The 14,053-nt window shown below is 67.1% G+C and carries 11 protein-coding genes; 8 read left to right on the top strand and 3 right to left on the bottom strand.

What is annotated here, in order from left to right; genetic code table 11:
- Positions 1–8 precede the first annotated feature (8 nt).
- Together ACWDMM_RS23925 and ACWDMM_RS23920 are read right to left on the bottom strand one after the other, a co-directional pair.
- The gene (locus tag ACWDMM_RS23925; protein WP_195082107.1) at positions 9–839 is read right to left on the bottom strand and encodes an SDR family NAD(P)-dependent oxidoreductase; all 831 of its coding nucleotides are present in this window, start codon (positions 837–839) and stop codon (positions 9–11) included.
- The gene (locus ACWDMM_RS23920) at positions 836–2,365 is read right to left on the bottom strand and encodes a flavin-containing monooxygenase (RefSeq protein WP_195082106.1); all 1,530 of its coding nucleotides are present in this window, start codon (positions 2,363–2,365) and stop codon (positions 836–838) included. Before ACWDMM_RS23920 ends, ACWDMM_RS23925 begins: the two co-directional genes overlap by 4 nt.
- A 71-nt stretch (positions 2,366–2,436) precedes the next feature.
- Here ACWDMM_RS23920 and ACWDMM_RS23915 point away from each other — a divergent pair, with 71 nt between their 5' ends.
- The gene (locus tag ACWDMM_RS23915) at positions 2,437–3,069 is read left to right on the top strand and encodes a TetR/AcrR family transcriptional regulator (protein ID WP_323124375.1); all 633 of its coding nucleotides are present in this window, start codon (positions 2,437–2,439) and stop codon (positions 3,067–3,069) included.
- A gap of 170 nt (positions 3,070–3,239) precedes the next feature.
- Positions 3,240–5,333, top strand: a complete 2,094-nt coding sequence (locus ACWDMM_RS23910; RefSeq protein WP_449939653.1) for an NERD domain-containing protein — start codon at positions 3,240–3,242, stop codon at positions 5,331–5,333.
- Positions 5,334–5,396: 63 nt separating this feature from the next.
- Here the strand turns inward: ACWDMM_RS23910 and ACWDMM_RS23905 are convergent, their stop codons facing one another.
- Positions 5,397–9,551, bottom strand: coding sequence for a CHAT domain-containing protein (locus tag ACWDMM_RS23905; RefSeq protein WP_449939651.1), 4,155 nt, complete (start codon positions 9,549–9,551; stop codon positions 5,397–5,399).
- Between the two features lie 197 nt (positions 9,552–9,748).
- Here ACWDMM_RS23905 and ACWDMM_RS23900 point away from each other — a divergent pair, with 197 nt between their 5' ends.
- The 6 genes from ACWDMM_RS23900 (at position 9,749) to ACWDMM_RS23875 (ending at position 13,880) form a co-directional block, all read left to right on the top strand.
- Positions 9,749–10,096, top strand: coding sequence for a hypothetical protein (locus tag ACWDMM_RS23900; protein ID WP_195082103.1), 348 nt, complete (start codon positions 9,749–9,751; stop codon positions 10,094–10,096).
- Positions 10,093–11,013, top strand: coding sequence for a hypothetical protein (locus ACWDMM_RS23895; RefSeq protein ID WP_449939649.1), 921 nt, complete (start codon positions 10,093–10,095; stop codon positions 11,011–11,013). Before ACWDMM_RS23900 ends, ACWDMM_RS23895 begins: the two co-directional genes overlap by 4 nt.
- Positions 11,014–11,137: 124 nt before the next feature.
- Positions 11,138–12,043, top strand: coding sequence for an aromatic prenyltransferase (locus tag ACWDMM_RS23890; RefSeq protein ID WP_357207780.1), 906 nt, complete (start codon positions 11,138–11,140; stop codon positions 12,041–12,043).
- A gap of 188 nt (positions 12,044–12,231) precedes the next feature.
- Entirely contained in the window at positions 12,232–12,528 is a 297-nt protein-coding gene (locus ACWDMM_RS23885; RefSeq protein ID WP_357207782.1) for a hypothetical protein, read from the top strand.
- Positions 12,529–12,686: 158 nt separating this feature from the next.
- On the top strand, positions 12,687–12,839 hold the full coding sequence (locus tag ACWDMM_RS23880) for a hypothetical protein (RefSeq protein WP_449939647.1): 153 nt from the start codon (positions 12,687–12,689) through the stop codon (positions 12,837–12,839).
- Positions 12,840–13,646: 807 nt separating this feature from the next.
- Positions 13,647–13,880 carry a hypothetical protein gene (locus ACWDMM_RS23875; RefSeq protein ID WP_449939644.1) on the top strand — a complete coding sequence of 78 codons (234 nt, stop codon included), beginning with the start codon at positions 13,647–13,649 and terminating at the stop codon, positions 13,878–13,880.
- The last annotated feature ends 173 nt before the right edge of the window (positions 13,881–14,053 follow it).

Here is a 14,053-nt window from a genome sequence, read left to right as displayed (position 1 = left end):
ATCCGCGATCAGGGCAGGAAGCGGCGTTCGACGTTGGCCGCGATCCGCTGATAGCCCGACGCGGTGACCCGCACGAACAGATCCAGCAGCTTGGCCTCCCAGCCGATCAGCACCCGGCCCTGCCCCTTGCGCACGCCCTCGACGATGGTCTGCGCCGCCATCTCCGGGGTGTGGATGGCCAGCTTCCGGTCGAACATCGACGCGGCCGACTTGGCATCGATGCCCTCGGCGTAGGTGGCGTTGCGCGCGACGGCGGTCTTGATGCCGCCGGGATGCACACAGGTGACCTTGACCGGGTGCCGGGCGACCAGCATCTCCTGGCGCAGCGACTCGGTGAAGCCGCGCACCGCGAACTTCGCCGCGTTGTAGGCGCTCTGTCCGGGGATCGCGATGAGGCCGAAGAGGCTGGACACGTTGACGATGTGGCCGTCACCGGACTCGATGACCATCGGCAGGAACGCCTTGGTGCCGTTGACCACGCCCCAGAAATCGACGTCCATCACGCGCTCGAAGTCCTTGTACTCCGAGCGGACGACCTCGCCGTGGTGGGCGATGCCCGCGTTGTTGTAGACCTGATGCACCGTGCCGAAGTGCGCTTTCACCGCGTCGGCGTAGAGAATCACCGCTTCGCGTTCGACCACGTTCAGCCGGTCGGACTTGACCTCGGCGCCGAGCTGCTCGCAGCGGCGCACGGTCTCGGCGAGACCATCGACATCGATATCCGACAGTGCCAGCTTGGCGCCGCGCCGGGCCAGATTCACCGCCAGCGCGCGGCCGATCCCGGAACCCGCTCCGGTGATCACACATACCTTGTTCTTGAAGTAAGCGTCACTGCTCACGATGCCACTGCTTTCAGGTCTGCCGAGGAAATGGAGATGTCGTACGCCGCCACGTCGAATGTCTTGGTCAGCCGACGGAATTCGAAGGTGAAGTCCGGCCACAGCGTGGTGTTGTTGCCGTGCTTGTCCAGGTACCAGCTCGAGCACCCGCCGGTCAGCCAGACGCTGCTCGCCAGCTTTCTCTGCAGGTCGGCGTTGTAGGCATCCTGCACGTCGCGGCGCACTTCCACGGTACGCAGGTCGAGACGGTCGAAGGTAGCCAGTGCGTCGGCGATGTAATTGATCTGCGATTCGATCATGTACACCATCGAGGTGTGCCCCAGGCCGACGTTCGGGCCGAGCAGGAAGAACATATTGGGGAAATTGGCGATCGCGGAGCCCTTGTATCCCTGCTGGCCGATCTCGTCGAACACCTCCGACAGGGTGCGCCCGTCGCGGCCCGTGATGGTGTTGTAGGTGGGGGAGTCGGTGACGTGGAAGCCGGTCGCCACGATCAGCGCGTCGATCTCGCGCTCGGTGCCGTCCTTCGTGACGATCGAGTTGGCGCGCACCTCGGCGATGCCGTCGGTGACCACGTCGACGTTGGGACGCGAGAGCGCGGGGTAGTAGTCGTTGGAGATCAGCATGCGCTTGCAGCCGATCCGGAAATCCGGCGTCACCTTCGCGCGCAGTTCGGGGTCGCGGATCTCGTAGCGCAGTTTGGCCTTCGCGATCGCCTCGAACAGCTGCATCAGGGCGGGCGCCTTGGCCAAGCCGATCACCTGGGTCTCGCGCGCGGCGTAGATGGCCGCGCGGGACAGTCGCTGCAGGCCCGGCACGTGCTTGAAGGCCAGTCGCTCGGCCGTCGTGTACGGGCGGTCAAGGCGCGGCAGCAGCCACGGCGCGGTGCGCTGGTAGACGTCCAGGTGACCGACCTTCGGGGCGATGGCGGGCACGATCTGGATCGCCGAAGCGCCGGTGCCGATGATGGCGACCCGCTTGCCGGTGAGGTCGGCGTCGTGGTTCCAGCGCGCGGAGTGGAAGATCTCGCCTTCGAACGCGCCGATGCCCTTGATGTCCGGCAGCGCGGGCTCGCACAGCGCGCCGACGGCGGAGATCACGGTGTTGGCGGTGAAGCTGCCCTTGGTGGACTCGATCTCCCACAGCGCGGTCTCGTCGTTCCAGCGGGCGCTGGTCACGTCGCAGTCGAAGATGTGCTTGTCGCGCACGTCGTAGCGCTTCGACACGTCCTGGATGTACTGCTGGATCTCGCCCTGCCGGGAGAACGAGCGCGACCAGTTGGGGTTCAGCGCGAACGAGTACGAGTACAGGTGCGAGGGAACGTCGCAGGCCGCGCCGGGGTAGGTGTTGTCGCGCCAGGTGCCGCCGACGTCGCTGCCGCGCTCCAGCACGAGGAAGTCGTTGCGACCCTGCTGGGTCAGCCGGATGGCCAGACCCAGACCCGCGAACCCGCTGCCGATGATGATCGTCCTCGCGTGGCGCGTGGGTCGGCCGGCGACAGCTTTGTCTGTAACCTTGCGACTCATGTAACTCAGCCTACGGTCCTATTGAGCGCGAGTCAACAGTGTATTGACTGGCGTTCAGTAGGATTGGGCGCGTGACGAGAACCCAGGCAGACGCGCCCAAGCGCACGCGGCTGAGTCCCGACGAGCGCCGTGAGCAGCTGATCACACTGGGCGCGAAGATGCTCGGCGAGCGTTCCATCGAGGACATCTCCGTCAGCGAGATCGCCGCCGAGGCGGGCATCTCGCGCGGCCTGCTGTTCCACTATTTCCCGACCAAGCAGGACTTCCAGCTGGCGATCGTGCAGCACGCCAACGCCGAACTGCTCGAGCGCGTCGCCCCGGATCGCTCGCTCGGCCTGTTCGAGATGCTGCGCGACTCGATCGAGCGCTACATCGAGTACGTCACGGAGAACCGGATGTCGTATCTCGCGCTGCTGCGCGGACCCACCAGTGTCAGCCCCGAGCTGGCCCCGCTGGTGGACCAGACCCGCGATGCCATCATCGGGATCATCCTGGCCGAGACCCCCGTTCCGGTCGCCGAAGACGACCATCCCCGCCTCATGCTCGCCATGCGCGGCTGGATCGCGTTCGTCGAGGAATCCACGCTCACCTGGCTGCGTTCCGAGCCCATCTCCCGCACGGAGCTGATCGACCTGCTGGTCGAATCGCTGATCGCCATAGCGTTCTCGGTGGATCCGGCTTTGGCTGCGGCGCTGAGGGGTTGACGAGTTCCTGCGTGGAATCGGTCGCCGCTGTGGCGCTGCCCACACGCCGCACTTCGCATGCCCTTGTGCTGCCAATACCGTGCTGCTCCAGTGCCTTTCGATTTTGTGTCGGAAATCCCGGCGCATACCGTTGTGTGGTCGATGGTGTGGGACGGCGATGGAGGCCGCCGATGTTGGTCATCAATGAACGAACGACGGCGCCGCGATCCGAACAGCGCGTGCTCGACTGGATGCGGACCTGGACCGGCCAGTACGTCATTGTCGGACTCGCGATCTCGGGGTGTTACCTACCCGACCGTGAGCGCAAGGACGAAACGCAGGAAGCCGATCTGGTGGTGATCACCCCCAGGGCGGCGGTCGTCGTCGAGGTCAAGGGCACCGTCCCGGAGGCGACGAGCGGTGTCCTTTCGGTGCAGGCCAACGGCCGCTGGCGGCTGTCCGGCTACGCGGGCGACCCGATCCACGTGCGCGACCACGACAGCAGTCCGTTCGACCAGGTGACGAACAACGTCTTCAATCTGAAGGCGCTGGTGCGCAAGCACAACGCCGAGGCGTTCGTCGACGGTCTGATCGTGGTGGTGCCGCCGAAGGATTCGAACCTCACGCTGAACATCGAGTCACGCAGGCGCGGTTGCGCGGTGGTGCTCGGAGCCGGGCAGGCCGATCTGCGGGCGTGGTTCCACCGCACCGCGAGCCGCAAACTCCTCTGGACCGCCGAACGCACCCATGCCCTGCTGACCGACTTGAACCTGGGCGATCAGGTCACCGTGGACGACCTGGTGGCGGACGGTTTTCCGCCGGAGCGCAAGTTGCGGGCCGGGACGCTGGCGGCGTTGGACAGCGTCACGCGCAAGGCTCCTGAACTCGACGGCAGGGGGTCCTCCGAGGATTCCGACGCGGGTGACGTGTCGGCTGGTGCGGGAGCGGCGGCCGTGGCAGCTGTGCCGGAGCAGCCCGATGCGGTACCGGAGGCACGGGATGCTGTGCCGGAGGTGCCCGATGCTGAACCGGAGGCACGGGATGCTGTGCCGGAGGTGCCGGATGCCATTGCGGAGTCGCCGGCTGCCGTTCTGCAGTCGCCGGACGCCGTTGCGGAGGCCGCGAGCCTCAGCGCATCCAGTTCGACGGAAACGTCCGGGAACGGAGGCGAGCGAGAGGTAGATCGGCAGGTCACGGAGTCGGAGCAGTCGCCTGCGTTGCCCGCGCCGAAGGAGACCGCCGCCTCGGAACTCGATACCGAGCATGAGGTGTCGGAGCCTGTGTCTTCGGCGCGGTCCCGTGCCTCGAGCGCATCGCAAGCCGACCGGTCATCTCGGCAGTCGCTGGAGGACACCGCCCTCCCGGACAGCAGCCAGGCCCCCGCGTCCGAGCCGCATCCCGCGCACGCACCCGTTACGCCTGCACGCGCACCGGCCGCTGAAGTGGACCCTTTCGCACCGGAATTCCTCGCGCCGGAGCCGGTACCGGCGCCTACGTCGGACACGGCAGCTCATTCCGACCGGTACGCCTGGGAAGAAAAACGGCCGGCCTCGCATCTTTCGGATTCGCCCCCGCCCGATTCCGATGTGTGGAAGAACGATCGCCACGAGTCGCCTCGCTTCGAAGGCAGGCTCGCGGCGAGGCCCGAGGCCGAGTCGGATCCAGACGAACCGGAACCGTTCGCGACCGGAGCTGCGGCGTCGGTACGGCCTGCCCCGGCTGAGCCCGACGGGCCTGCGCCGACTGACGCCGAACTCGATTCTGTCGATGCGGAATACGGCCCGGCCGCGCGCCCAGCCGCCGCACCGTCGTCGTTCACCGACAGTTGGTCCTCGTGGATCGATCCCGCCCCCGACCGGCCGCTACGCCCCCGTCCGGTGCAGGCTCCCGTGCCGAGCCGACCCACGTCGTGGTCCACACCCACCCGCGATCCGGAGCCACTGCGTCGCCCCACGCCGACCGCCGTTCTCGAGCGGCGTCCACGGGTGGCGGTGCGCGAGCAGCTGACCGCACTGTCCGCGCGCATCCCGGGGCGCGGCTCCGAGAAATCGAAGTCACGCGGCCACCGCTCGCAACAGATCGCCGCGGTGGCGCTGATCGTGCTCGTCATCGGAACGATCTGGATATTGGCCGCCTCCTGCTCGACACCCGCGGGCGGCGCCGTGCGCCCCACCCAAGCCCCCGTGCTCACCACCGTGGCAGTTCCGCCTCCGCCGACCGTCACCGAAACCCCGGCCCGCATGAACCTGCTGCCGTTGTGCACTCCGTTCACACCCAAGTGCTGACGACGTAGTACGGCACGCGCTCAGAGGCGTCGGCCGCCGGAGCGCTCGGCTGCAAGCGGGGTCTCACGCCCCGGCGTGCAGGTAGGCCGCCCAGAGCGAGGGCGTGGCGGGAAGTGCGTCGCGCACCTGGTGGACGGCTTTGTGTAGTGCGTATGCGGCATCGGTTACGTCGTCCAGCGCGGTGTAGAACGCGTCGGCGATCTGGACAGCGATTTCGTCGTCGATGGTCCATAGCGTGCCGATGACGTGCGGGTATCCGGCGAGCTGGAACGCCGAGGCGAGATGGATGGCTTCGTCCAGGAGCCTGCCGTTGGTGGTCAGGGCGGTTTCGCAGGCCGAAAGGTAGGCCAGCCGTGCGCGGTCCAGTTGGACCGAGGCGAGTTCGGCGACGGTGAGCGGATCCGTGTCGTGGTCGTGCAGCAGCAGGTGGCTGCGGGACGGGTCGGCCGGATCGTTGGCGCCGTGGCAGGCGAAGTGCACGATGGCGCAGTCCGCCAAGCGATCGAGGACATTGGCCTTGGTCGGGAAGGCTGTGGTAGCGCCAGGTGACGCCGCGATCGCCGAGCCGTCGGTGAGACCGGACTCCGGTTCGGTGAGCGTCGTCGCGGACGGCAGGTGGGCGGCGACCGCGCGGACTTCATCGGGCACGTGGTGCAGGCGCCCCGCGACCCCCGGAGTGGTAGGCATCGCGACGATGAGTGCGCAGCCGCGAGCAGGCTCGGTGCTCGATGAACGCCCGCGCGCGTGGCGAAGGGCGGCGATGGTGGGCGTGTAGGAGGAGACCACCCGGTCCAGCACCGCACGACCTGCGGGACCAGGGGGCTTGGTGTGGTATCCGGCGGCGTGGATGGGCAGCAGCCCCAGCAGACCACCCGGTATCCACCAGACCCGAGGGCCTGCCCCATCCGCGGCGGACCGTTCCCGGTAGCCCAAGGCGTCCAGGACGGGGCCTGCGGCGTTGTCCCACAACCATTCCAGGATCCGGCTGAGCTGTCGCTGGGCCGCTTGCCGCTCCTGCCCGGTGCGGCCTTCGCCTGCGACTCGCAAGGCTTCGTGGAAGGCGAGAACCTGGTCGATCACGGTCTCGAGCGACAGGCCGGGCAGCGGCAGGCAGGTGGTTCCGCCAGGGGTGAGCAGAAGCGCATCGCAGCGATATCCGCTGATATTGAACGCCACCACCGGGCCGTGGCCGGCCTGAGCGATGAGTTCCTCCGCCGATGGGGGCAGAGCGAAGGATGCGAATTCAGGGAGCGCACGAATTCGCGCCAGCACCTCGTTCAGCTCCCGCGCCGATCGTGCCCGGTCCGCGATCGGGTCCGCGGCCGCGTCGGGCGCGGCGGGGGCATCGGTAGGTCGGTCGAGCAGGTTCCGGAGTCGGACGAAGTCGGAGGCCAGCTCGGGGTGCTGCGCTTCGAGGTCGGTGAGGTCACCGCGGACCTGCACTGCTTGGCTCGACAGCACCGCCCGCCCCGCCTCCAGCAGCCGTAACGCCAGAATGGGGCGCTCGTCCGGTGGTGTGCCCGGATCTCGCAGCGCCAGTGCGGCCGCGTCGGAACCGAGTCCGGCGTACTCGCCGAGGACATGCTGTTGATCCGGCCGCGCCAACTCGCGTGGCGCGAGTTCGGGCAGCAATCGGATCGCTTGTCGCAGCAGCTCCGCCGCTCGGCCCGGCTCCGCTGTCGCGGCCAGCTCGGCCGCACTACGAGCTGCCCGTATACGTAGCGAGGGCGCGGCTGTGGCCAGCTCGGCGGCGGCCTGCATGGCGTTCGTCGCCTCCTGCCGATCAGCCGCGCTGCCGGTCCGTTCGGATCGGGCTGCCACAGCTTCGGCGAGGTTGATCCGCACGATGGCGTGTTCGGGATGGTCGGCGGGCATGGCCGCGACTGCCTGCCGGCCGATTCGGATCGCTTCGTCCAAATCGTCCGGCATTCCGGTCTGCTCGAACCGGATATGCAGCGGGAGGGCGAGGTTGGACAACCGGTTGGCGAGGTCGGGGTGGTCTGCGGGTGTCGCCTCGACCCCCTCCCGGCATAGTGCGATCGCTTCGTCCAGATCAGCCGCCGACCCCGTCCGTTCGGACCGCTTCGAAAGGACAGCACCGAGATCCGACAGCGTCTCGGCACGAGCGGGGTGGTCGAGCGGGAGGATGCTCGAGGATTGCCGGAGGGTGACGATGGCTTCGTCCAAAACGGCCGGCGTTCCCGTCCGCTCGAATCGCCTCAGCATGGATGCCGCGAGCTCCGACAGCATGGCGGAAAGATCGGGATGATCGGTTGGCGTGGCCGCGACGGCCTGCCGACCCATTCGGATCGCTTCGTCCAAATCGTCCATCGCACCCGTCCGTTGGAACCGAATCCGCAGGGGGATGGCGAGATTGGACAGGTGGCGGGCTCGGAGAGGGTAGTCGGCCGGTGTGGCCGCCACCGCCATGCGATTCACTCGGATCGCCTCGTCCAGATCGGCCTGCGCACCCGTTCGATCGAACCGCCTCCACAATCCGACACCGAGATTCGACAGCATCGTGATACGCCAGGGATGGTCGGGAGCAATGATGTCCACGGCTTTCCGGAGGGCGCTGATCGCCTCGTCGAGGTCGGTCGTCAGCCCTGTTCGGTGCGACCGGGCCACCAGGCAGGTGGCCAGATTCGAGCGGGTGACGGCCAGGCCGGGGTGGTCCGCGGGCGTGGCGGCGACCGCATCCCGGCCGATCCGGATCGCCTCGTCCAAGTCGGCCATCTCGCCGCTGCGCTGAAATCGGCTCAGGAGGCAGGTGACGAGATTGGACAGTGTGGTGGCCAGGTCGCGATGGCCGGTGGGCACGGCCGCCACCGCCTGTCGGCCGATCTCGATCGCCTCGTCCAGATCGGGCGGTCCTCCTATCCGCTCGAACCGCTTCAGCAGGGCATTCGCCAGATTGGACGATGTGCTTGCCAGGTCGGGATGATCGGCGGGCGTGACGTCCACGGCTTCCCGAAGCGTGGCGACAGCCTCGTCCAGATCGCTCATGTCGCCGATCCGCTCGAACCGCCGCAACACCGTGGCCCCGTGAGCGGACAGGATGTTGCCCAGGTCCAAGCGGTCGGAGCCGAGTGCCACCGCCTGCCGACCGAAGCGAATCGCTTCGTCCAGGTCGGCCTGTGACCCGGTACTTTCGAACCGGTTCAGCAAAGCGGTCCCGAGCGTGGACAGCGACACGGGGCGGCTGGCGTCGTCGGCGTATTCCGCGGCTTCCCGGAGCAGAGCGATGGCCTCGTCCAGATCGGCCGCCGAGCCGGTTCGCTGGGACCGTAGATGCAGGGCGGTTCCGAGAATGGACGTACTGTCGGCGCGCTCGGGATGATCCGGGGTCGCGGCCGCTACCGCTCGCCGGCCGAATTCGATCGCCTCATCCAGGTCGTGCGATCGCCCTGCCAGCGCGAATCGGGTCACCAGAGCCCGGCCGATGCTGGTCATCCGGCCGGTGCGCTGCGCGTGACCGGGTGGCGTGCCTGCCACCGCCTGCCGACCGATTCGGATCGCTTCGTCCAAGTCGTCCCACGCACCGGTCACCTCACCTCGCATCCGCAGGGAGACGCCGACATCGGACAGAATGTCGACACCCTCGAGGTGGTCCGTGGCCGCCACCGCCTGCCTGCCGACCCGGATCGCCTCGTCCAGATCGGGCAACGCCATCGTCACCGTGTACTGATGCCGCAGGGCGCGACCGAGCGCGCTGATCCTTCCGGCGCGCTCGGGATGGTCGGTGGGCGTGGCCGCGATCATCGACCGCAGCATGAGGACCGACTCGTGCAGATCGGCGATCGTTCCTGTCCGCTCGAACCGGATCCGCATGGCCAACGAGACAAAACCCAGCAGTCCGGCCACGTCGGGGTCATCAGGCGGCGTGGCGTCCACCGCTCGTCGAGCTGTGCGGATCGCCTCGTCCAAGTCGGCCGACGTCCCGGTGTGCTGGAAACGGGTCCACAGTCCGCCACCTAGTTCGCCCAGGACGACGGCGAGGTTCGGGCTGTCGGCGGGGATGGCATCGACGGCTTTCCGCAGGGAGTCGATGGCGTCTTCCAGATCGGTGATCGCCTCTGTCTCCTTGAACCGGCGATAGAGAGCGTCCGCGAGGCGGAACAGAAGCAGCGCCCGCGCGGGGTGGTCGGCGGGGGTGGTGGCCAACTTCCGTCGCAGGAGTTTGATCGCGCCCGTGCACAAGGTGGCGTTGACCGTCACACCGCATCGACCCCCACGGTTTGCCCATCGCCTGCCAGCTGATCACCGATCACCTCTGGCACAACGGTTTACGGCGATATGATCGCACGGCACGCGCTCACCGGCAGTGGCTCCGGCGGCAGTGCCTGTCGTATTCACCTGTGCACCTGGGGGTTCGGTTGCCGCCGTCACAAGATGCAGCGCGAGTCACCGCCGGGTTGGCGTATCTCTGTGGTCACCTGCAGGAGATCCGCAGCACCCTCGGCGACGACGAGACGGACGCCTCGACCCCGTTGCGAAAGCTACTCGACGCGGTCCGGTCGGGGTCCGGGGCGGACATCGCGACCACGCTGGATGCGGTGCACGCCGCTCTGCGCACGGTGGGCGACGCGCGCGGAATCTACGGACACCACCGCGGTCTGACGCCGGTCGGCGTGCACAGCATCGAGGTCGTCTACCGCTGCCCACTCGAACGCTGCGACGGCCGTGGGCGCGACGAGGTCGATGCCGACCCACCCCACTGCGCGATCAGTGGTCAGGAACTGCGACGAGAACGGCTCTCATGAGCGGGCTGTGGAGCGAACTGGCGAAAAAGCTCGCCGAGAAGTGGTTCTCGCTGCTCGTTCTGCCCGGCGCGTTCTATCTGGCGCTCGCCGCCACCGCGCGCACGCTCGGCCATGCGCACGCACTGGACGTCGGCCTGCTCACTCGGCGTGTCACCGACCACGCCAAGAACCCCGCGGTCACCAGCACCGGCGGGCAGGTCGTCGTCCTGGCCGCGCTCATCGCCGCCGCCGCGGCGATCGCTTTCGTCGCCCAATCGCTCGGAACGCTCATCGAGCGAGGTGTACTAGCCGCGGAATGGCAAGCGTGGCCGCTGCCGGGACGGTACCTGGCTCGGCGATCGCTGTCCCGCCGTCAGCGCCGCTGGGACAGCGCCAACGCCGACTATCTCCGGGAATACCAGCAGGCTTTGGCTCCCGATCCGACTGCCCGACCCGATCCGGCGCTGCGACACCGTGCGGCCCGCCGACGAGCGCGCATTTCGGTCGAACGCCCCGAGCGCCCGACCTGGAGCGGCGACCGCATCCACGCCGCCGCGCTCCGGCTCGACCGCGACCACCATCTCGACCTCGCGCCCGTGTGGCCGTCGCTATGGCTGGTCCTGCCGGATCCCGTTCGCGACGAGATCACCACCGCCCGCACCGCGCTTTCGCGAGCCACGACGCTCGCGGCCTGGTCCGTTCTCTACCTCGCCCTGACCATCTGGTGGTGGCCCGCCGCACCCCTCGCCGCCGTCATCGCGGCAACCGCCCATCATCGAATCCGCACGACGACCGACACCTACGCCACCCTTTTGGAAAGCGCCGCCCGTCTGCACGCCACCACCCTCGCCACCCAACTCGGCATCGACCACACCGGTCCACTCAGCCCGCAGCTCGGTCACGCCCTCACGCGTCACCTGCGCCCGTCGACCGCATGACCCTGGCAGGGGCCGCAGCGTAAAGTGTTGGCTGCGTTGCCCATTCGACTCCAAGACGCTGTTTGTGTGCTGAGTGTCGGCGGAATCGTGACGCTGCCAGTAGCACCGATCTCTGGAAGGACGCGTGTTCACCACTACCGAATCCGAGCTGGACGATCTCTACGCGGCCATTGAGAAATCCGCGCGGTTATGGAACGTGCCTTGCACCCGAGAGGCTGTCCAGCCCACTCTGACGGCATACGGCGCGATGCTCACGCGCTCGGTGATCTCTCTCCGAGTTGTCACCGACGCCCGCCGCGCGGGAGATCTCGATTACCGCTTCTTGACGCTGCCCAGCGACGTCGACCCCTACGGCATCGCCCTTTCCAACGGGCTCCTTCCCGAGACCGATCACCCGATCGGCGCTCTGCTGGACCAGGTCCGCGAGCGGTACCCCATCCACAGCTACGGAATAGATATCGGTGTAGTCGGCGGCTTCAAGAAAATCTGGCCGTTCTTTCCTGCCGACGGCATGCAGAAGGTATCCGAACTCGCCGAACTACCGTCCATGCCACCCGGTCTCGCCGACCACGCGCGCATGTTCGCACGTCACGGTTTGGAAGACAAAGTCGGCTTGCTCGGCATCGACTACCACGACAAGACGATGAACGTGTACTTCCCCGGACTGCCGGCCGACTACTTCGAACCCCGCGCCATCGTGTCGCTGCACCGGGATGCCGGACTTCCGGACCCCAGCGATCGCTTCCTCGCGCTCACCGAGAAAGCATTCGATATCTACGCCACCATCAGCTGGGAATCACCCCGCATCGAGCGCCTCTGTTTTCCGGTGATAACACCGGACCCGAGAACGCTTCCGGTTCCGATCGAACCCCGCTTCGCGCACCTCGTCGACGAAGTTCCGATCAGCACGCCCGACCGCCGATTCACCTATGCCGCCACCTCGTCACCCGACGGGGAGTCCTACAAGTTCAGTTGGTTCTATCAGTGGCAACCCCGGATTTTGGACAGGATGAAGACTTCCGATTCATAGAACTGTCGACAGGGCGTGTCAGCTGACGAGTCCCACTCCTGCTGACACGGCCTTTCGATAGCGGTGCCGACCGGGGGAGTTGGACGGCCGCCTCGAACGGCGCCCCTGCTGATGAAGATGTTCGGCGCGTAATCTGCCGGTCCTGGAATCGGTGTACCGGCGGTCGCCTAGGGGATGACAGGGCTGCTGTGACGTGGTCGATCCGCCGCCCGCGGATCAAGCATGTCAAAGGCGTTCCCAACAACAATCCTTCGAAGGGGACCTGGCCCGACACGATTACAGGCGAGGAACTCGATGAGCTGGCCGAAGCGGCTGAGAACTCACCGGCACGCGGACCCAACCACGACGGCAACTTCGAACGCGAGGTCGACGCCGGTAAGGTCATCGGCAGCGTGTCGGAGCAGTTGGGTGGTCACGCCACCAGCCGGTACAAGATCATCACCGACCGATTCGGCGGCATCATCACCATGTATCCGATCCCGTAAAAGCCAGGGAGTTGAATTGGGAATCGACATATGTGCAAAATCAAATCCACGAACGGCTCGAACTGGTATACGGGGACGTGGAGGACACGCTTGTCAAGTATCGAGAGAATGCTCCGGCGGGCTCACTGCTTCGGGGTCTCCACGCGCACGCGGACACAATGTTCAACACGACCCAACTGGCCATGCTTTTGGACGAGCTAGCACATCTGTCGCCGAACGACGACAAAGAAGCGGAGATGCTCGCAGTATTGCGCGATGCTGCCGAAGCCGCCATCCGTAGGAACGGGTATCTCTGGTTCAGTGGAGACTGAATTCATGCACGTTTCCGCCACTGCTGTAGCCGGTCCTGCGCGCAGCGCGCGGCGGCGAATTCGCGCATACGGGTGCCCGGTCTAACGGCCGGTATGGCCACGATCTCCGCGCTCATGCCCGCTCGATGACGCTCGGTCGGCATGCCGAACCAGGGCGACGTGCCGACTCGACAGTCGTGGGAGAGGAAAGGCACGTGTGCTCTCCGCTGGTTCAGCGCCGCCCTTTCCCCATACACCGTCGTCGTCCTTCGGGAGGCCTCAGGATCACCCGGCGGATGCCTGTGTGGTGTACGAACGCCTGCTGCCGTTCCTTCCCGGCCCTGGCGCCCCCGTCGATCCTGCCGAGCTGTACCTCCCAGGCTTTCCCGACCCTACGCGAATCTTCCGGCGGCCCAACGCACCGCTCGAGACTTCGCAGATCGAACCCACCCGCCTGCGGCCCAACGCCGCGCCGCCGACCGTCCCGCTCTCGGCGATGCACCTGCGAACCGCGATCGAATCGGCGGAACGGCGCTACAACGAATCGCTGGAGCAGGGCCGATTCGATCAGGCCGCGGCCGCGCTCACCGCTGTCCTCGACAGCGCCGCCGAGGTCAATGGTGCGGACAACCTCGCGGTCCTCAGATTGCGCAGCCTGGTCGCGGCCGCCTGGTCGCTGGGTGGGGAACACGGCAAAGCGAAGCGAGAGTTCGAGGCGCTCGCCGAGGCCGTGTCCAAGGCCGCTTCAGCGAGTTCGCGTGGGACAGCCGCGCCGGCGCCGCCCGCTGCCGCATCGCACTGGGCGACATCGACGGTGGCATCGCCGCAATGCGGTCGGTACTGGACGAGGTCGTCTCGGCCAACAGCGACGGCGGCGAAATGGCGTTGGCCCTGCGCTTCGACCTTGGCGAAATGCGCGCGAGTACTGGCCAGTGCGACGAGGCGCGGACGTTGCTCGGCGCACTGCACGAAGATCTTTGCGTTATCAACGGGCTTGCGGACGAATTCACGGTGGAAGTCGCGGAACTGCTGCGGACATTACCGGAGGAAGATCCGCACTGATCGCCCGCAGCCTGCTTGCGGCGGTCACGGACCCAAGTAAAGGCGCTCGCATGGCAACCGTTCGAGACCTCGTGTCGGGCCGGGAATGACGGTGATCGGTTCGTGCTCGCGCGCATGCCACTCGGCGATGAAGCGGAGGGCTGCGGTACGGCACGCGGCGTAGTCCAGACGGA

The sequence above is a fragment of the Nocardia sp. NPDC003726 genome, from assembly GCF_053586955.1.
Note: the sequence above shows the minus strand (reverse complement) of the source record. Positions and strands in the feature narration are given on the sequence as shown.